This is a genomic window from Pseudomonas sp. NFR09, assembly GCF_900111535.1.
Taxonomy (GTDB): Bacteria; Pseudomonadota; Gammaproteobacteria; order Pseudomonadales; family Pseudomonadaceae; genus Aquipseudomonas; species Aquipseudomonas extremorientalis.
Window position 1 is genome coordinate 142,481 of sequence record NZ_FOIH01000010.1, and the last position, 17,706, is coordinate 160,186.

Below are 17,706 nucleotides of genomic sequence, written 5' to 3' on the forward strand. Positions count from 1 at the left end.
AAGGGTTAAAAATTGCGCAAGCACTGTTTATTGACGCAATCTTCGCAATCATCTGTCGGGCGCCTACGGGTATCTTTATCAACAGAATCACCGCCTGGACAACAGTCCACAGCAGCCCGCCCAATCAGGCTCGCTGCGGCCGCTACCCCAGCAGGGTTGAGCCGGCCTCCAGGCTGCACACTGTCCATAAGACGGCGTGAGGTGAGCCAACGTCAAAAGCGTTGAGCCAGGACGAAGTTCTCAAGGGGTGGCCGACGGGTCACCCCTTTTCTTTTGCCTGCTGATAACCTGTGCGAGAACCGGGCCTGGCTTTTCCAGTCTCATGGACAGGCCCTAATCCGCAGTGAGGAATAGCATGAAGCGCATCTGGCGTATGGCAGGTGTAGGTTTGCTGGTGGTTACCGTTGGCGCCCAGGCAGTGGCCGACGAACGTGACAACGGGCCGCGTGGTGAAGGCGGTGGTCAGCATGAAAGAGGGCCGGAGGGCGGACGGCCAGGGGGCAATGAACAGCCGCGCCCCCAGAGCAACCCGCCACGGCCGGAGAACAATCAGCCACGCCCGCAGAATCAGCACTTTGATCGCGGCGGCCAGAACGGTGGCGGCCAATGGCAGGGACGTCCCCAGGGCAATGAGCAGGGGCGGCCGGTGCAACCCCCACCGCCACAACCGTCGAACAACCTGCCGATCCAGGGCCGCCCCGACACCGTACGCCAGACCCAGGAGCCCCGTCAGGGCTACTACCGCGACATCCCGCGCCGCAATGACGGCAATCCACACTGGGAAGCCGGCGGGCCCGGCTCGCGTCCCGGCGACAACCGCTGGCCAGGGCGCCCCGACGGCCACGGCAATGGCTGGGGCCCAGGCCCGCAACATCGCCCAGGCTATGTGATCGACCGTTTCCCCGACCGCAACTACCGTGTGCCTTACCGTGGCCAGGATTACTTCTACTCCGGCGGCTATTGGTATCGCCCGCAAGGCCCGCGTTATGTGGTGGTGACGCCACCGTACGGCATCCGTGTGCATTACCTGCCGGACTACGCGCGTGAAGTGTGGGTGGGTGGCGCGCTGTTCTTCCTCGCCGCGGGTGCCTATTACACCTACGAAAGCAGCTCCCAGCAGTACGTGGTCGTGCAACCACCGACGCAGGTGCCGCCGCCGCCCGCGCCGCAAGGCAATGGCTATGACGTGGTGGCGTACCCCGTCAACGGCCAATCGCCGGCCCAGGTGCAGCAGGACGGTTATGACTGCTATCGCTGGGCGGTGCAGCAAAGCGGTTTCGACCCGCAGCAAGTGACCTACGCCCCCGACCCTGCAGTGGTGCAAACCTATCGCCAGGCCCAGGGCAACTGCCTGAGCAGTCGCGGCTATCAGGTGCAGTACTAGGGTTTATTGCCCGTGACCACTTCCCGTGGGTCGGCGTGCACCAGCACTTCGGCACGCGGGTAGGCTTTGTGAATGGCATCGGCGGCCTGGTCGCTGATGCCGTGGGCCACTGACAGCGTCAACTCCCCCGGCAATTCCAAGTGCAACTGTACGAACCAGTGGCTGCCGGAAATCCGCGTGCGCAAATCATGGGCGCCCAACACTCCGGGCACACCACGGGCCAGTTCCAGCATGTGCTGGCTGACCTCCGGCGGCAGCTCCTCGTCCATCAGTACTGCAAAACTTTCCCGGGCGATCTGGATCGCGCTCCACAAGATATAAGCGGCAATGCCCAGGCCGAACCAGGCGTCCACCTGATGGTAGCCAAACCCTGCCAGCACCAGCGCCACCAGGATGCTGCCGTTGAGCAGCAGGTCCGAGCGATAGTGCAGTGAGTCGGCGCGCACGGCGTTGGAGCCGGTTTCGCGGATCACCCGGTGTTGCAGCATCAACAAGGCCACGGTCAGGACCAGGGAAAACACAATCACGCCAATGCTCAGCCACGGTGCGCCGACCGGCTCCGGGTGTTGCAGGCGCTGGTAGGCCTGGAACGCGATCAACACCGCACTGCCGCCGATGAATAGCGCCTGGGCCATGCCGGACAGCGACTCAGCCTTGCCATGCCCATAGCGGTGATCGTCATCGGCCGGGCGCAAGGCGTAGTGCACCGCGAGCAAATTCAACAGCGAGGTCACGCCGTCCAACAGCGAATCGGTCAAGCCGGCGAGCATGCTCACCGAGCCGCTGAGCCACCAGGCGATGGCCTTGGTGATAATCAGCGCACAGGCCACGCCCACCGAAGCGCGGGTGGCCAGGCGCAAGAGCCTGGCGTGTTCGGGACTGCTGGTCATGGACAGTCCTTATGCGGCGGGTTGCAGGCCCAGGGACGCGAGTTGCTGCACACTCCCTTTGAACTGGATCATGCGCGGGTCGTCCAGCGGCAGGCTGCGGCCGGTTTCCTTCTGGATGATGCTTTGCAGCTTGGCATTGTCGACCTTGCCGTCGGCGCCAATGGCGTCGTGGAGTTTGGCCGGGTCGACCTGGGCAGTCTTGCCCGGTTCGAAATAGATGGCGCCGGTGGCGAAGTCCACGCCGAACGCGATCAGGCCGGGGATCACATAGAACAGCAGGCCCACGGCGTCGAGCACGGCAATGGTCGGGTCGATCTTGCCGTCGATCTGGCCACGGCGGTCGGGGTAGAAAATCGACCCGCAGGCGGTGAGTTGGCTCAGCAGGGTGACGGCGAGGACACCGCCGATGACACGGGAAGCGATACGCATGGGGACTCTCCTGAACACGGTGGATACGCGACTATATAGCAACGGCCTTACAGCAATGGCCTTGAGACCATCGTCGGCATTCGGCAGTTCGCCGTTATACTCGCCGCTCTGCTTTGGAGCCAGTATGAATTCGTTGCCGATCGATGAAGTTTTACCCGCACTGCGTGACGCCTTGGCGAATCGCCATGAAGCCGTGCTGGAAGCACCGCCCGGCGCCGGTAAAACCACCCGTGTGCCTTTGGCGTTGTTGAACGAGCCCTGGCTGGCCGGGCAGACCATCCTCATGCTCGAACCCCGCCGCCTGGCCGCCCGTGCCGCCGCCGAACGCCTGGCCAGCGAGCTGGGTGAAAAGGTCGGCGAAACGGTCGGCTATCGCATCCGCCTGGACAGCAAAGTCGGCCCTGACACCCGTATCGAAGTGGTCACCGAAGGCATCCTCACCCGCCGTCTGCAGGACGACCCGGCGCTGGACGGTGTGGGCCTGTTGATCTTCGACGAGTTCCACGAGCGCAGCCTCGACGCCGACCTGGCGCTGGCCCTGAGCCTCAACGGCCGCGAACTGTTTCGCGATGAGCAACCGCTGAAGATCCTGCTGATGTCCGCCACTCTGGAAGGCGAGCGTCTGGCCAGCCTGCTGGATGACGCGCCGATCCTGCGCAGTGAAGGCCGCATGTTCCCGGTGCAGATGCGCTGGGGCCGCCCTTATCAGCCCGGTGAATTCATCGAACCGCGGGTGGTGCAAACCATCCTCGAAGCCCTGCACGACGAAACCGGCAGCGTGCTGGTCTTCCTGCCAGGGCAGGCAGAAATTCGTCGGGTCCACCAGCAACTGGCCGACGTCCTCGGCGAGCGCCCCGATGTGCTGTTGTGTCCGCTGCATGGCGAGTTGGACCTCAACGCTCAACGCGCCGCCATCGACCCGGCGCCCGCCGGTAAACGCAAAGTCGTGCTGGCGACCAACATTGCCGAGACCAGCCTCACCATCAACGGCGTGCGCGTGGTGATCGATGCCGGGCTGGCACGCGTACCGCGTTTCGACCCGGGCAGCGGCATGACTCGCCTCGACACCCAGCGCATCTCCCGCGCCAGCGCCACCCAGCGCGCCGGTCGGGCAGGGCGCCTTGAGCCGGGCGTGTGTTATCGCCTGTGGTCCGAAGACCAGCATGAAGGCCTGGCCGCCTACGGCAGTGCGGAAATCCTCGCCGCCGACCTGGCGGGCCTGGCCCTGCAGCTGGCGCGCTGGGGCGTTACACCCAATCAATTGGTGTGGCTGGATGTGCCGCCGACCGCCGCGTATGCCCAGGCCCAGGATTTGCTGGTGCGCCTCGGTGCGTTGAATGACGACACACTCACCGCCCACGGCCAGAAAATGGCCGAACTGCCGGCCCACCCGCGTATCGCCCATCTGCTGTTGCGCGGGCAGGACCTGGGGCTGGCAAGCACCGCGTGCGATGTCGCCGCGCTGTTGGGCGAGCGCGATATCTTGCGCGGCAGCGGTGCGGACTTGCACAGTCGCTTGGCGCTGCTGTCCGGTGAAGAGCGCTCGCGCGGTACGCAAGGCGGCGTGCAACGGGCCAGGCAGTTGGCCCGGCAATACCGCGGCTATTTAAGAGGGCAGGCGACTCAAGCAGTGGCCGACCCCGATCATCCGCGCTGGCTCGGCGCCTTGCTGGCACTGGCCTACCCGGACCGCGTTGCCCAGCAACGTCGCCCAGGCGGTGCCGAGTACCGCCTGGCCAACGGCCGCGCGGCGCTGTTCGCCGAGGCCGATAGCCTGATGAAACAACCCTGGCTGGTCATCGCCGACCTGGGCAGCCGCCAGGGCCAGCGTGAAGAGCGCATCTACCTGGCGGCGGATTTTGACCCGGCGCTGTTCGACACGGTGCTTGCCGAACAAGTGCGCAGCGTCGATCAACTCGACTGGGACGAGCGTGAAGGCGTGCTGCGCGCCGAGCGCCAACGCAAAGTTGGTGAGTTAGTGCTCAGCCGCGAACCCCTCACCGGCCTCGATGAGTCCGCGCGCAGTCAGGCACTGGTCAACCTGGTGCGTCGCAAAGGCCTGGAACTGCTGCCGTGGACGCCGGAACTGCGCCAATGGCAGGCCCGCGTCATGCTGCTGCGTCACCTTGACGCCGGCAAAACCAGTGAATGGCCGGATATCAGCGACAGTGCCTTGCTCGCCAGCCTCGAACACTGGCTGATGCCCTACCTGGGCAAAGTGTCGCGCCTGAGCCATTTCGCCAACCTGGATATCTCCAGTTTCCTGCACAACCTGCTGCCGTGGCCGCTGCCCCAGCGTCTCGATGAACTGGCGCCGCAGCATGTGAAAGTGCCGTCGGGCTCGTCGGTGCGGCTGGACTACAGCGAACAGCCACCGATCCTCGCGGTGCGCTTGCAGGAGTTGTTCGGGCTGGCCGACACCCCGCGCATTGCCGGTGGGCGCCAGGTGGTGAAGCTGCACCTGCTGTCCCCGGCGCGACGGCCGGTGCAGGTCACCCAGGATCTGGCGAACTTCTGGCGCAGCACCTACGCCGAGGTGAAGAAGGATCTGAAGGGGCGCTATCCCAAGCATTACTGGCCGGATGATCCGTTGGTGGCCGAGGCAACAGCGCGGATCAAACCCCGCAAGTCGTAACACCACAGGGTCCAAATGTGGGAGGGGGCTTGCCCCCGATAGCGGTCTGTCAGCTAGAGAGGTATTGGCTGGCACACTGTAATCGGGGGCAAGTCCCCTCCCACATGGGTTTGTGGTGTTGGTTATGGCGCGGCCGGTAGCAGGAACCGGGCGATCACCGGCAGGTGGTTGGATATCCGCAAGGTGTCTTCCTGCCGCACTTTCGCCTCGACCCGCTTGATCCGTGGGCTGTAGAACAGGTAATCCAGCGTGCGGTCCGGCCCGTCCACGCTTGGGTCGTTAGGGAAGTGCGTCAGCCACTTCTCACGGTCGATGCCGCTGGATTGGCTGTTGCTCGGGACCATCGGGTATTTGTCCCACAGCAGATGCAGCTCGCTGTCCGGCGAATACTGCCCGCGCTTGCCGGCGTCCAGGCGCAGGAATTGGCCCAGGGGCAGCAGGTTGAAATCCCCGCCGATCAGCCAGGGCGTGCCGCGCCCTTCGAATTTATCCAGCAGCTTGACCGTGGTCTGTACTTGTTCCAATACCGCGCTGCGCCCTGGGGCGTCACCGTCCAGGCGCGTGTTGAGCACCGCCAGTTGGCCGCCGTCGCTCAGGGGCAGGTAAGTCAGCAGCAAGGCCGGCTTGGGCTGGAACTGGCGGCTGAGGATGTTGGCATCGGACGCCGGCAATTGCAGGCGTTCGGCGTGTTCGATCTGATAGCGGCTGAGTGTCGCGAGCTTGCGGCCGACGCTGCCGAAGATATGCCAATCGGGCACGAAGTCGGCTTTCCAGTCGAAGGCCTGGGCGCTGCATGGGTACAGGTCGACCAGGCGTTCCTGCAGCAGGGCCAGTTGGTCCTGATAGTGGGAAGGCTTGGCGTTTTCGTCGAGCTCCTGCAAGAGCAGGATGTCGGGTTGTTCGTCGCGGATCACCCGCGCCACTTCGTCAAGGCTGGCGGCCATGTCTTCCACGGTAGGCCGATCATCCGGGCCGCTGCCATCGGCCGTGTCGTACCAGAACACGTAGTTCTTGCCGGCCAGGTATTGCACGTTCCAGGTCATGACCTTGAGCGCCTGCCCCGGCAGCAGCGTGGGCGCACGCGGCGCAACGCAACTCACCGGCAGGGTTTCCTTGGGCTCGGGACGCCAGGTCAGGCTGTAGACCATGGCTGCAAACAGCCCCGCGATGATCAGCAGGCTCAGCAAGGTGATGCGCAATAAACGGGTCATCGGCTCGGCTTATAGCGTTTCAGAAGTGGCACGGAGCATATCACCGCGCGTCGGCATCGCCACCGATCAGCATGAATAAACGGAACAGTACCACGCTGGTAAACAGCTGCAGGAAGCTGTGGGCGCTGTCCAGTAACAGGCCCAGCAGCGGCGCGGGCTCGGGGTAGGCCGCTACGCTGGCGCCCTTGAGCAGCCACAACGGCGTCATCACACACAGCAGGCACACCAGGATCCGCCAGAAATGCCCACGGCTCAGGCGGAAACTTTCCTTCATCGCCTCCAGCGCTGGCATGCCGCGCAGCACCAGCAGGTACTCGGCAAACGCCAGCACCACCATCAGCCACAGGCCCGGCAGGAAATACAGCGACAGCCCCAGCAGGATCAGCAGTGTGCTCATGGCCGTCAGCAGGGCAAAGCGCGGCCACAGGGTCAGGGCCATGGCCCAGACATCCTTGGTGCGCGGCGACTCGCCACGGGTGCGGGCATCCAGAAACAGGATCAAGGCCCCGGTGTACAGCGGGTACACCAGCAACCCCACCACCACGCTGTAGCCGGGGAATGCATCCTCGCCCACCACGTGATTCAGCACCTGTTGCAGCAGGGCTTCGAAAATCACCAACGGCAAGCACAACTGGACGATGGCGCCCAGGTTGCGTTGGGTGAAACGGAAGGAGTCGCGCAGCACGTCTAACGGATTCATCAAGTTCATCGCAGGCCTGAAAGCAAGGGCAACACTTTAACCGATCATCACCGGCGGTGAGCAAACGTAAACCTTGAGTAAAGACCATTGAAACAACTCGTAACACCCCCATAACTAGAGCGGCGCCTGATGACAGGCACACCACGATTTCTACCGGCAATCTAACGAGGTCGCCATGAACAGCGAAGAGCAAACCCTGATCGATGGACTGTTTTCACGGTTGCAACAAGCCGAAACGGACTCAGCCCCCCGCGACGCCCAGGCCGAAGCGCGGATCAAGGAGCACATGACGCGCCAACCGGCGGCCGGGTACTACATGACCCAGTCGATCCTGGTGCAGGAACATGCGCTCAAGAGCCTCGACGCGCAGAACAAGCAGCAGGCGCAGCAGATCCAGCAATTGCAGGATGAACTGCAGAGGGCCAAATCCGCGCAGCCTGCTCCGGCGAGCAGCGGCGGTTTCCTGTCGAGCATCTTTGGCGGCGGTGGTTCCCGTGATCAGCAGCCGGCTCAAAGTGCACCGCCGTCTTCTGGTGGCGGCTGGCGCGAACCGGCGCGGCCTGGGTTCAGCCAACCTGCCCCGCAGCAGAATTATCAACAGCCTGCTCCAGCCGCTCCGGTGGGCAGCGGTTTCCTCGGCGGCGCGATGAAAACCGCAGCCGGCGTGGCCGGTGGTGTATTGCTGGCCGAAGGCATCAGCAGCCTGTTCAACCACAACTCGCAACAGCCGCAAGTCGTGGAAGAAATCATTCGTGAGGAGCCAGCGCCTGCCAGTGACAACGGCAACTGGGGCAATGATGACCAGAAATACGCCGGCAACGACAGCTGGGGCAGCAACAATTCGGACAGCTTTGCCGACAGCGATTATTCCGACGATTCTTCCTCCTTCGGCGACGACGATTCCTTCGTCTGACCTACCTTGGCCCGGGGCGCTGCGTCGCCCCGGTCTGATTTTTCCCGGCAACCCTCTCGCGGCTGGCATACTTGCACCCTTTCCGGGCCCTGGCGCCTGGCTGTCATGAGGAAGTGCGGTGAAGAAAATTGCAGTGTTCGCCGATGTGCAAAACCTCTACTACACCGTCCGCCAGGCCTATGGTTGCCACTTCAACTACGCCGCGCTGTGGGCTGACATCAGCGCGCGCGGGCAGATCGTCGAGGCGTACGCCTATGCCATCGACCGTGGCGACAGCAAGCAGCAGCAATTCCAGCAGATCCTGCGCAACCTGGGCTTCACGGTAAAACTCAAGCCCTACATCCAGCGCAGCGACGGCTCGGCCAAGGGCGACTGGGACGTGGGCATCACCCTCGACATCATGGACGCCGCCGACCACGTCGATGAAATTGTGCTGGCCTCCGGCGACGGTGATTTCGACATGCTGCTCGACCGGGTTATCCACAAGCATGGCGTCGAGGCCGTGGCCTATGGCGTACCGGGGCTGACGGCCAATTCATTGATACGCGCCGCCAGCCGCTACGTGCCGATCGAAGGCGCTTTGTTGCTTAAATAGATCTTCAGATGGAGTTGGAACAGGTTTGGAACGTATAGCGGTCATCGACTTTGAAACCACCGGCATCACCCCGAGCAGCCGTTGCCGGGCCACGGAAATCGCGGTGGTCATCCTTGAGCGTGGCCAGATCGTGGACCGCTACCAGAGCCTGATGAAAACCGGCGTGCACGTGCCGGCGTTTATCGAACAACTCACCGGCATCAGCAACGCCATGCTGCGCAGCGCGCCGCCGGCGGAGCGGGTGATGAACGAGGTCAATGAGTTCGTCGGGACTACGCCGCTGATGGCGCACAACGCTGCGTTCGACCAGAAGTTCTGGGATTACGAATTGGGCTTGATCCGCCGCACGCGTTTGCAGAAGTTTGCGTGTTCTCTGTTATTGGCGCGACGCCTGATGCCGTCGGCGCCAAACCATAAGCTCGGCACGTTGAACGCCTTCGCTCAACTGCCCCACACCGGCCAGGCTCACCGCGCGCTAGCGGATGCGGAGATGGCGGCCAACCTCACGGCGCACCTGGCCCAGGAGCTGCGCCGTACCCACGGCTTGCGCGAACTGTCCCACGACCTGCTGTGCACCTTGCAGAAAGTGCCGGCGGCGAAGATCAATGAGCACTTGAAGAAGCATCGCGGGTTCTGACCTCGCCACACGCTCCAGAACACTGGGCTCTGAATGTGAAACTCAACATGTGGGAGCCGGGTTTGCCCGCGATGTCGTCGTCAGGGGATAAACGCTATCACCGATGCGGGTGAGCCCGAACCGCCTTCCAGTGCCAGGACGCCGATCACTAATGTGGCTCCTTTGACCGGCAGTTGGTCGAGGTTGGTCAGGCACTCCAACACAATCCCGTCCCCGGCCAGCACCGCACGATTCGTCGCAAATGCAGTGCTCTGCCCCGAATCAATCCCGTGGGTATCAATGCCTACACCGGCTACTTGGCGCTGCGACAACAGAAATTGAATTGCCGCCTCGCCGATCCCTGGGAAATGCGAGCCTTGGGCGTCCTGGCGGAAGAACGCCGCCGGATCATTCCAAAGGTGCTGCCAGCCGGTGTACATCAGCACCACGCAGCCCGGCTCGATAAGCCCGTGCTGGTATTCCCAGTCTTGAATGTCCTGCACGCTGATTTCGTAGTCTGGCGTGCATCGGGCCCGTACGTCGATGACCACCGCATGCCGCACCAGGTCGTGGGGTTGATAGCCGTCGATGCCTATGCCATCAGCATAAAAGCTGTTCGGCGCGTTCATGTGGGTGGCGCTGTGTTCGCCCATGCTGAAACGGCGCAGGAAGTAGCCGTCTTTGCTCAACGACGCTATGTCTTCGAACACCACCGGCGGATCCCCTGGCCACAACGGAATACGCGGGCTGATTGGATGGCTGAGGCTGACGACCTTACCCACCATTTTTCACCTCCAGTTGAGCCAACGGCACCCGCCTCTCTATCGCACTCGACAAAATAATCGAGGTCTTGCTGAACCCGAACTTCGCGATCCGGTTGATCAAATTCTCCAACTCCGGCATCGACCCCACCGCCGCCTGCATGATCACGCACGGGTCGCCGGTCACCCGATGGCATTCTGTCAGCTCGGGAATTTCCGCCAGCGCGTCGTACACCTTCTGACTGCCATGATTGGTCAACCGCAGTTCAATCACGCACTGGATCGGCAACCCCACCTTGGATAAATCCACCTTGGCCTGATACCCGGTGATCACCCCGCTGGCCTCCAATTTGGCCACGCGTTCGGCCACGGCAGGGGCGGAGAGGTTTACCGTGCGGGCCAGTTGCGCGTAGGACGCGCGGCCGTCTTCGAGCAGGGCGCTGAGGAGCATGCGGTCGTATTTGTCCATGATAAGGCTCCGGTTACGCGTGACTTTCGAAAGCACGGTTTATAGCCTTCACAACCATGCTTTGAAAAGTGTAACGGCGTTTTAAACAGGTTTTGTAACTTATGTTTAACGACCTGTCTTTTTAGAATAAGCCTCCCATCTCCTGCCATAGAGCTGCCCAATGCCTGGCCCACGTCGCTTTCCCTTACCGTTGATCGCCGCTTTTTTTGCGCTGTATGTGATCTGGGGGTCCACCTATCTGGTGATTCGCATCGGCGTTGAGTACTGGCCGCCGTTGTTGCTGGCGGGGATTCGTTTCTGCACGGCGGGGGCGTTGATGTATGGCTTCCTGCGCTGGCGTGGGGTGCCGGCGCCGACGTGGCCGCAGTGGAAAGCAGCCGGGATGATTGGTCTTTTGCTGCTCACCGTGGGCAACGGCGGTGTCAGCGTGGCGGAACACATGGGGGTGTCTTCCGGCGTGGCGGCGCTGGCCGTGGCGACGGTGCCGTTGTTCACCTTGCTGTGTGGGTATTTCTGGGGCGCGCGCAACACTCGCTTGGAGTGGGCGGGGGTGATTCTGGGGATCATCGGCATCGCCATGCTCAATATGGGCAGCACGTTGCAGTCGAGCCCGATGGGTGCTGTGTTGCTGTTGGTGGCGGCGGCTTCCTGGGCGTTTGGTTCGGTGTGGAGCCGGCAATTGCCGTTGCCCCAGGGCGCGATGGCCAGTGCTGCGGAGATGCTGGTCGCCGGTGTGGCGCTGTTGTTCGTCAGCGCGCTATCCGGTGAACGCCTGCAGGCCGCGCCGCCGCTGGAAGGCTGGCTGGCCCTGGCCTATCTGACGGTATTCGGCTCGATCATCGCCTTCAATGCCTACATGTACCTGCTCAAGCACGTACGCCCGGCGGCGGCGACCAGCTATGCCTACGTCAACCCGGCGGTGGCGGTATTGCTGGGGATTGTATTCGTGGGCGAGACCATCGGGCTGGAAGAAGCCCTGGCGATGCTGGTGATCATTAGCGCCGTCCTGCTGATCAGCCTGCCCCAGTGGCGCAAGCCCAAGCCGGAAATAAGGTAAACTGCGGCGCATTGCGACCTTGCGCTGAATTTTTCCTACGGTAAACACATGACTTTCGCCACCCTTGGCCTGATCGAACCTTTGCTGCGCGCCCTTGAGACGCTTGGCTACCAGACCCCGACGCCGGTGCAGGCGCAAGCCATTCCGGCAGTGCTGGCCGGTCGCGACCTGATGGCCGCGGCCCAGACCGGCACCGGCAAGACCGCCGGTTTCGCCCTGCCGCTCCTGCAACTGCTGACGATGGAAGGGCCGAAAGTCGCCGCCAACTCGGCGCGTGCGCTGATCCTGTGCCCGACCCGCGAGCTGGCCGAGCAGGTGCACGCCAGCGTCGCCGAGTACGCCCAACACCTGCCACTCACCACCTACGCGGTGTACGGCGGCGTGAGCATCAACCCGCAGATGATGAAGCTGCGCAAGGGCGTCGACATTCTGGTCGCCACGCCCGGTCGCCTGATCGACCTGTTCCGCCAGAACGCGCTGAAGCTCAACCAACTGCAAACCCTGGTGCTCGACGAAGCCGACCGCATGCTCGACCTGGGCTTCTCGGAAGAGCTGGCGAACATCTACCGCATGCTGCCGAAAAAGCGCCAGACCCTGCTGTTCTCCGCGACCTTCTCCGATGACATCCGCCTGCTGGCCGGGCAGATGCTCAACGACCCGCTGAGCATCGAAGTCAGCCCGCGCAACGTTGCTGCCAACACCGTGAAGCAGTGGATCGTGCCGGTGGACAAGAAGCGCAAGCCGGAGCTGTTTGTGCACCTGATGCGCAAAGGCCGCTGGAAGCAGGTGCTGGTGTTCGCCAAGACCCGTAACGGCGTGGATGCGCTGGTGGATAAGTTGCAGGGCCTGGGCATCAATGCCGACGGCATCCATGGCGACAAGCCTCAAGCGACCCGCCAACGTGCGCTGGACCGTTTCAAATCCAGTGAAGTGCAGATCCTGGTAGCCACTGATGTGGCAGCCCGTGGCCTGGACATCGAAGATTTGCCGCTGGTGGTCAACTTTGACTTGCCGATCGTGGCTGAAGACTACATCCACCGAATCGGCCGTACCGGGCGTGCGGGCAATACCGGTGAGGCGATTTCCCTGGTGTGTGCCGATGAAGTGAACATGCTGTCGGCCATCGAGATGCTCACGCGTCAGACCCTGACCCGCAAGATGGAGCCGGACTTCGAACCGGAGCACCGCGTGCCGGACACCGACGCCAGCGGGCAGGTGGTAAAGAAGCCGAAGAAACCGAAGAAGCCTAAAACGTCCGGTGGTGGCGGTAAGCGCAACCTGGGCAAGTGGGTGGACAGCGGTGAAGTGACGCCGGCGGAGCCTTCGATCAAGCCGGTGCGCAAGGTGCCCGTTTTTAATACCGGGCCGCGCAAGAAGAAGTAAGTTCTTCAGCGCGGCTGATGGCCTCATCGGGGGCAAGCCCCTCCCACACTTTGATTTGTGAATACAGTCAAATGTGGGAGGGGGCTTGCCCCCGATGGCGGCTTTGAATTCACCGCAATCTCAGCGATTGAGCCACTCCAACATCCCCCGCCCAGCTGCCCGGCCGCTGGCAAAACACCCCGTCAGCAAATACCCCCCGGTCGGCGCTTCCCAATCCAGCATCTCCCCCGCACAAAACACTCCCGGCAACTGCTTGAGCATCAAGCGCTCATCCAGCGCCTCAAACGGCACGCCGCCTGCGGTGCTGATGGCCTCATCCATCGGCCGTGTCTTCACCAGCGTCAATGGCAGCGCCTTGATCGCCACCGCCAACTTCGCCGGATCGTTGAAGTGCTCACCCGGCGCCAACTCACGCAGCAGTGCCGCTTTGACCCCCTCCAACCCCAACTGACTGTGCAGGTGTTTGCTCATCGAGCGCGAACCACGCGGCTTGGCCAGGGCAGCCAGGACCTTGTCCAGCGGCTTGCTCGACAACAGGTCGATATGCACGGTGGCCGCACCGTCGCGGTTGATCGCTTCTCGAATCGGCGCGGCCAGCGCGTAGATCAAGCTGCCTTCGATGCCGGTAGCGGTGATCACGCATTCGCCCAGCCGAGGCTTGTCGTCCCCCAGCCCGATGGCGACGTTTTTCAACGGCGCGCCAGCGAATTTGCTGACCATCAATTCGCTCCAGGCCGACACCTCGAAACCGCAGTTGCTCGGTTGCAGCGGGGCGCAGGGCACGCCGCGATCCGCCAGCAACGGGAGCCACGCACCGTCCGAGCCCAGGCGCGACCAGCTGCCGCCGCCCAGCGCCAGCAGCACGGCATCGCTGCGGACCGTTTTTTCGCCTTCGGGGCTGTGGATAAGTAAGTCGCCCTCGGCATTCCAGCCTACCCAACGATGCCGGGTGTGGATAACCACGCCCTGGTCGCGCAGACGCTTGAGCCAGGCGCGCAGCAGCGGGGCGGCTTTCATATCTGTAGGAAACACTCGGCCCGAGCTGCCGACAAAGGTCTCGATTCCCAAGCCATGAATCCACTCGCACAACGCCTCGGCCCCAAAACTGCGCAGCAGTGGCGCCATGTGCGGCGCACGTTCGGCATAGCGCGACAGAAACGCCGGGTACGCCTCGGAGTGGGTGATGTTCATGCCGCCCACGCCGGCCAGCAGGAACTTGCGCCCCACGGACGGCATGCCGTCGTACAGGTCCACCCGTACGCCTGCCTGGCTCAGGACTTCGGCGGCCGTCAATCCGGCAGGGCCGCCGCCGATGATGATGACGTGTGGGGGAGGGGTATCGGGCATGGGCTGCGCTCGCATAAATTAGCCGAGCATTCTACCCGACGAGAGTGAAAACGCCTGATCAAAAAACGTACAGCTTCCTACAGGCCTTATGATTAGTAGCTCTCACACGCTTACACTCAAGTTATCCACAGGTGGTTCCACAGGCATTGTGGGTAACGCTCACAGTTCAGTGACAACCTGATGACGTCCATACCCGTTGCGCACTGTGGTGCAGAATGCCGTGGCGGCGGGCCAGGGCCGGGCGGTCCTTGCTGTAGCCGCCGCCGATCACGCCCATCACCGGGATGTTGCGGCCCAGGCAGTGGCGCATCACGCTTTCGTCGCGGGCGGCGACGCCTTGGTCTGTCAGCTTGAGGTAACCGAGGGCGTCGTCCTTGTGCACATCGACGCCGGCGTCGTACAGCACCAGGTCCGGCTGGTAGAGCGGCAGCAGGTAGTTGAGCGCGTCGTCCACCACCTTGAGGTAGTCGGCGTCGCCCATGCCCATCGGCAGAGGGATGTCCCAGTCACTCTGGGCCTTGCGCGCGGGGAAGTTCTTTTCACAGTGCAGCGACACGGTGATGGCGTCTGGCGTGTCGTGGAGGATGCGTGCCGTGCCATCGCCCTGGTGCACGTCGCAATCGAAGATCAGCACGCGGTTGACCCGGCCACTGGCCAGCAGGTAATGGCTGATCACCGCCAGGTCATTGAAGATGCAGAAGCCCGCCGGGTAATCGTAGTGAGCGTGGTGGGTGCCGCCTGCAAGGTGGCAGGCCAGGCCGTGTTCCAATGCTTGCTCCGCTGCCAGGATGGAGCCACCGACCGCGCGCACGGTGCGCCGGGCCAGGGCTTCGTTCCAGGGCAGGCCGAGGCGACGTTGGTCCTCGCGGGACAACTCGCCGCCCATGTAGCGTTCGATATACCCAGCGTCATGGGCCAGGGCCAGAATCTCTGGCGGGCACAGCTGCGGGCGCAGCAGTTGGCTGTCCTCGGTCAGTCCGGTGGACACCAGGTGGTCGCGCAGCAGGCGGAACTTGTCCATGGGGAACCGGTGGTCCGCCGGGAACTCGGGGCTGTAGTCATCGTGGTAGATCAATGGCAGAGGCATGGGATTTTCTGACGGGAACCTGCGACGCATCTTACCCGCGTTGTACACTCACGCACATGGCAAGGGAGGGGACCCATGGAGCCGATACTCGAATTGGAAAGCGCACGCCTTTTGTTGCGCCAATGGCGCGACAGCGACCTGCCGGACTTTGCGCGCATGTGCGCCGACCCGCAGGTGATGCGTTATTTCCCGGCCACACTGAGCCACCTGGAAAGCGCCGCGTTGATCGGGCGGATTCGTGGCCACTTCGCCGAATACGGCTTTGGCCTGTGGGCGTTGCAACGCAAGGACACGGGGGAATTCATCGGTCTCACCGGGTTGCTGAATGTCAGCTTCGATGCCGACTTTACCCCGGCGGTGGAAATCGGCTGGCGCCTGGCTCGCGAACACTGGGGCCTGGGCTATGCCAGCGAGGCCGCGTGGACCGCATTGCGCTGTGGTTTTGATCGTCTGAACCTGGACGAGATTGTCGCCTTCACCACCGAATCCAATCTGCCATCACAAAAAGTCATGCAGGCCATCGGTATGCATTACGATCCCCAGGCAGATTTTGAACACCCCAAGGTCGCAGCCGATGACCCGCTGCGCCATCATGTTTTGTACCGCATCACCCGCGCCCAATGGTTGGACACGCTGCACGGATAGGCAGCCCGGAATGCCCGATAGATTTTAGGAGTTGCTCTATGAGCCAAGTATTGGAAGATCTGGTGGACCTGCTGACCCTGGAGCCGATCGAGGAAAACCTCTTTCGTGGCCGCAGCCAGGACCTGGGTTTTCGCCAACTGTTCGGCGGCCAGGTGCTCGGCCAGTCGCTGTCGGCGGCCAGCCAGACCGTAGAAGAAGCGCGGCACGTGCATTCCCTGCACGGTTATTTCCTGCGCCCTGGCGACGCGAAGTTGCCGGTGGTGTACTCGGTGGACCGCGTGCGCGACGGCGGCAGTTTCAGCACGCGCCGGGTGACGGCGATCCAGAAGGGCCACCCGATCTTCACCTGCACCACCTCGTTCCAGTACGACGAACAAGGCTTCGATCACCAGACCACCATGCCCGTGGTAGTCGGCCCGGAAAACCTGCCGTCGGAGCTGGAACTGACCCAGCAACGCGCGCACCTGATCCCCGAGCACATGCGCGACAAGCTGCTGTGCCCCAAGCCGATCGAAGTGCGCCCGGTCACCGAGAAAGACCCGTTCAACCCGCAACCGTCCGACCCGGTCAAGTACGTGTGGTTCCGCGCCGACGGCGCCCTGGCCGATGCACCGGCACTGCACAAATACCTGCTGGCCTACGCCTCAGACTTCGGCCTGCTGACCACTTCGCTGCTGCCCCACGGCAAGACCGTGTGGCAGAAAGACATGCAGGTCGCCAGCCTCGATCACGCGCTGTGGTTCCACGCCGACCTGCGTGCCGATGACTGGTTGCTCTACGCCATGGACAGCCCGTGGGCCGGCAATTCCAGGGGGTTCTCCCGAGGCAGCGTGTACAACCGCGCCGGGCAACTGGTGGCCTCGGTCACCCAGGAAGGCCTGATTCGCCATCGCAAGGATTGGGCATGAGCCTGACAGAGGTTAAACATTGGGTGTTCGACATGGACGGCACCCTGACGGTGGCCGTGCATGATTTCGCGGCCATTCGCGTGGCCCTGGAGATTCCACCTGAAGACGACATCCTCACGCACCTGGCGGCGTTGCCGAAGGAGGTTGCGGCGGCCAAGCATGCCTGGTTGCTGGAGCACGAGCGTGAGCTGGCGTTGGAGTCGGTGGCCGCCGAAGGCGCGGTAGAACTGGTGCGCGAACTGGCCGGGCGTGGCTATCGCCTGGGCATCCTGACGCGCAATGCGCGGGAGTTGGCGCATATCACCCTGGACGCTATTGGCCTGGCGGACTGTTTTGCCATGGAGGACATACTGGGGCGTGACGATGCGCAGCCGAAGCCGGATCCGGACGGCCTGCTGAAACTCGCGGCGGCGTGGGATGTGGCGCCAAGCGAGATGGTGATGGTCGGTGATTACCGCTTTGACCTGGACTGCGGCCGGGCAGCGGGGACGCGAACGGTGTTGGTGAATCTGCCGGAGAACCCGTGGCCGGAGTTGGCGGATTGGCATGCATCGGACTGCGCGGTGCTGCACCAGATGATCCAGCCCAGACAATAGAGATCAACTGTGGGAGGGGGCTTGCCCCCGATAGCGGTGTATAAATCAGCACATGTGTAGTTGGCAGACCGCAATCGGGG

The 17,706-nt window shown here is 63.0% G+C and carries 18 protein-coding genes; 10 read left to right on the forward strand and 8 right to left on the reverse strand.

What is annotated here, in order from left to right:
* The first annotated feature begins 355 nt into the window (after positions 1–355).
* Positions 356–1,384, forward strand: a complete 1,029-nt coding sequence (locus tag BMX59_RS22115; RefSeq protein ID WP_093125734.1) for a DUF6515 family protein — start codon at positions 356–358, stop codon at positions 1,382–1,384.
* On the opposite strand, the gene BMX59_RS22120 is transcribed toward BMX59_RS22115, so the two are convergent.
* Both BMX59_RS22120 and BMX59_RS22125 read right to left on the reverse strand, forming a co-directional pair.
* Entirely contained in the window at positions 1,381–2,274 is an 894-nt protein-coding gene (locus tag BMX59_RS22120; protein WP_093125738.1) for a cation diffusion facilitator family transporter, read from the reverse strand. The two genes, BMX59_RS22115 and BMX59_RS22120, sit on opposite strands and share 4 nt — an antisense overlap.
* Positions 2,275–2,283: 9 nt before the next feature.
* Complete coding sequence (locus tag BMX59_RS22125; RefSeq protein WP_071489917.1) at positions 2,284–2,703, reverse strand: polyribonucleotide nucleotidyltransferase; 420 nt, start codon at positions 2,701–2,703, stop codon at positions 2,284–2,286.
* A 124-nt stretch (positions 2,704–2,827) separates the two neighbouring features.
* Here BMX59_RS22125 and hrpB point away from each other — a divergent pair, with 124 nt between their 5' ends.
* Entirely contained in the window at positions 2,828–5,338 is a 2,511-nt protein-coding gene (hrpB, locus tag BMX59_RS22130; protein WP_093125742.1) for an ATP-dependent helicase HrpB, read from the forward strand.
* 122 nt (positions 5,339–5,460) lie between these two features.
* Here the strand turns inward: hrpB and BMX59_RS22135 are convergent, their stop codons facing one another.
* A complete protein-coding gene (locus tag BMX59_RS22135) occupies positions 5,461–6,549 on the reverse strand; it encodes an endonuclease/exonuclease/phosphatase family protein (protein WP_092248198.1) in 1,089 nt (362 codons plus the stop codon).
* A gap of 40 nt (positions 6,550–6,589) precedes the next feature.
* Positions 6,590–7,249 (reverse strand): YciC family protein, encoded by a 660-nt coding sequence (locus tag BMX59_RS22140; protein WP_071490028.1) that lies wholly within the window; start codon positions 7,247–7,249, stop codon positions 6,590–6,592.
* 175 nt (positions 7,250–7,424) lie between these two features.
* Between BMX59_RS22140 and BMX59_RS22145 the strand changes: the two genes are divergently transcribed.
* From BMX59_RS22145 to BMX59_RS22155, 3 genes are all read left to right on the forward strand, one after another.
* Positions 7,425–8,162: a DUF2076 domain-containing protein gene (locus BMX59_RS22145; protein ID WP_068932002.1), complete on the forward strand. Its 738-nt coding sequence runs from the start codon at positions 7,425–7,427 to the stop codon at positions 8,160–8,162.
* 118 nt (positions 8,163–8,280) lie between these two features.
* Positions 8,281–8,757 (forward strand): LabA-like NYN domain-containing protein, encoded by a 477-nt coding sequence (locus BMX59_RS22150; RefSeq protein WP_025858209.1) that lies wholly within the window; start codon positions 8,281–8,283, stop codon positions 8,755–8,757.
* A 25-nt stretch (positions 8,758–8,782) separates the two neighbouring features.
* Positions 8,783–9,394, forward strand: coding sequence for a 3'-5' exonuclease (locus tag BMX59_RS22155; RefSeq protein ID WP_092248204.1), 612 nt, complete (start codon positions 8,783–8,785; stop codon positions 9,392–9,394).
* 80 nt (positions 9,395–9,474) lie between these two features.
* Here the strand turns inward: BMX59_RS22155 and BMX59_RS22160 are convergent, their stop codons facing one another.
* Complete coding sequence (locus BMX59_RS22160; RefSeq protein ID WP_092248207.1) at positions 9,475–10,158, reverse strand: cyclase family protein; 684 nt, start codon at positions 10,156–10,158, stop codon at positions 9,475–9,477.
* Positions 10,148–10,603, reverse strand: coding sequence for an Lrp/AsnC family transcriptional regulator (locus tag BMX59_RS22165; protein ID WP_092248210.1), 456 nt, complete (start codon positions 10,601–10,603; stop codon positions 10,148–10,150). Before BMX59_RS22165 ends, BMX59_RS22160 begins: the two co-directional genes overlap by 11 nt.
* 160 nt (positions 10,604–10,763) lie before the next feature.
* On the opposite strand from BMX59_RS22165, the gene yedA reads away from it, so the two are divergent.
* Together yedA and BMX59_RS22175 are read left to right on the forward strand one after the other, a co-directional pair.
* Complete coding sequence (yedA, locus tag BMX59_RS22170; protein ID WP_092248213.1) at positions 10,764–11,660, forward strand: drug/metabolite exporter YedA; 897 nt, start codon at positions 10,764–10,766, stop codon at positions 11,658–11,660.
* 48 nt (positions 11,661–11,708) lie between these two features.
* Positions 11,709–13,043, forward strand: coding sequence for an RNA helicase RhlE1 (locus BMX59_RS22175; RefSeq protein ID WP_071489925.1), 1,335 nt, complete (start codon positions 11,709–11,711; stop codon positions 13,041–13,043).
* 120 nt (positions 13,044–13,163) lie between these two features.
* On the opposite strand, the gene BMX59_RS22180 is transcribed toward BMX59_RS22175, so the two are convergent.
* Both BMX59_RS22180 and BMX59_RS22185 read right to left on the reverse strand, forming a co-directional pair.
* A complete protein-coding gene (locus tag BMX59_RS22180) occupies positions 13,164–14,390 on the reverse strand; it encodes a TIGR03862 family flavoprotein (RefSeq protein ID WP_093125757.1) in 1,227 nt (408 codons plus the stop codon).
* Between the two features lie 166 nt (positions 14,391–14,556).
* Complete coding sequence (locus BMX59_RS22185) at positions 14,557–15,477, reverse strand: histone deacetylase family protein (RefSeq protein WP_093125762.1); 921 nt, start codon at positions 15,475–15,477, stop codon at positions 14,557–14,559.
* 75 nt (positions 15,478–15,552) lie between these two features.
* On the opposite strand from BMX59_RS22185, the gene BMX59_RS22190 reads away from it, so the two are divergent.
* Genes BMX59_RS22190 through BMX59_RS22200 form a run of 3 tightly spaced genes read left to right on the forward strand, consistent with a single transcriptional unit; the run spans position 15,553 to position 17,626 of the window.
* Positions 15,553–16,122 carry a GNAT family N-acetyltransferase gene (locus BMX59_RS22190; RefSeq protein ID WP_071489928.1) on the forward strand — a complete coding sequence of 190 codons (570 nt, stop codon included), beginning with the start codon at positions 15,553–15,555 and terminating at the stop codon, positions 16,120–16,122.
* A gap of 38 nt (positions 16,123–16,160) precedes the next feature.
* Positions 16,161–17,030 carry an acyl-CoA thioesterase II gene (tesB, locus tag BMX59_RS22195; RefSeq protein ID WP_025858197.1) on the forward strand — a complete coding sequence of 290 codons (870 nt, stop codon included), beginning with the start codon at positions 16,161–16,163 and terminating at the stop codon, positions 17,028–17,030.
* Complete coding sequence (locus BMX59_RS22200) at positions 17,027–17,626, forward strand: HAD family hydrolase (RefSeq protein WP_093125766.1); 600 nt, start codon at positions 17,027–17,029, stop codon at positions 17,624–17,626. The genes tesB and BMX59_RS22200 overlap by 4 nt, the downstream gene beginning before the upstream one ends.
* Positions 17,627–17,706: the final 80 nt, after the last annotated feature.

What these genes read in the sequence shown, in the direction of transcription:
- yedA (WP_092248213.1), top strand. Translation starts at nt 10,764, where the DNA reads ATGCCTGGCCCACGTCGCTTTCCCTTACCGTTGATCGCCGCTTTTTTT.
- BMX59_RS22200 (WP_093125766.1), top strand. Translation starts at nt 17,027, where the DNA reads ATGAGCCTGACAGAGGTTAAACATTGGGTGTTCGACATGGACGGCACC.
- BMX59_RS22165 (WP_092248210.1), bottom strand. Translation starts at nt 10,603, where the DNA reads ATGGACAAATACGACCGCATGCTCCTCAGCGCCCTGCTCGAAGACGGC.
- BMX59_RS22120 (WP_093125738.1), bottom strand. Translation starts at nt 2,274, where the DNA reads ATGACCAGCAGTCCCGAACACGCCAGGCTCTTGCGCCTGGCCACCCGC.
- BMX59_RS22160 (WP_092248207.1), bottom strand. Translation starts at nt 10,158, where the DNA reads ATGGTGGGTAAGGTCGTCAGCCTCAGCCATCCAATCAGCCCGCGTATT.
- BMX59_RS22115 (WP_093125734.1), top strand. Translation starts at nt 356, where the DNA reads ATGAAGCGCATCTGGCGTATGGCAGGTGTAGGTTTGCTGGTGGTTACC.
- BMX59_RS22180 (WP_093125757.1), bottom strand. Translation starts at nt 14,390, where the DNA reads ATGCCCGATACCCCTCCCCCACACGTCATCATCATCGGCGGCGGCCCT.
- BMX59_RS22190 (WP_071489928.1), top strand. Translation starts at nt 15,553, where the DNA reads ATGGAGCCGATACTCGAATTGGAAAGCGCACGCCTTTTGTTGCGCCAA.
- BMX59_RS22135 (WP_092248198.1), bottom strand. Translation starts at nt 6,549, where the DNA reads ATGACCCGTTTATTGCGCATCACCTTGCTGAGCCTGCTGATCATCGCG.
- BMX59_RS22125 (WP_071489917.1), bottom strand. Translation starts at nt 2,703, where the DNA reads ATGCGTATCGCTTCCCGTGTCATCGGCGGTGTCCTCGCCGTCACCCTG.
- tesB (WP_025858197.1), top strand. Translation starts at nt 16,161, where the DNA reads ATGAGCCAAGTATTGGAAGATCTGGTGGACCTGCTGACCCTGGAGCCG.
- BMX59_RS22175 (WP_071489925.1), top strand. Translation starts at nt 11,709, where the DNA reads ATGACTTTCGCCACCCTTGGCCTGATCGAACCTTTGCTGCGCGCCCTT.
- hrpB (WP_093125742.1), top strand. Translation starts at nt 2,828, where the DNA reads ATGAATTCGTTGCCGATCGATGAAGTTTTACCCGCACTGCGTGACGCC.
- BMX59_RS22140 (WP_071490028.1), bottom strand. Translation starts at nt 7,249, where the DNA reads ATGAATCCGTTAGACGTGCTGCGCGACTCCTTCCGTTTCACCCAACGC.
- BMX59_RS22145 (WP_068932002.1), top strand. Translation starts at nt 7,425, where the DNA reads ATGAACAGCGAAGAGCAAACCCTGATCGATGGACTGTTTTCACGGTTG.
- BMX59_RS22185 (WP_093125762.1), bottom strand. Translation starts at nt 15,477, where the DNA reads ATGCCTCTGCCATTGATCTACCACGATGACTACAGCCCCGAGTTCCCG.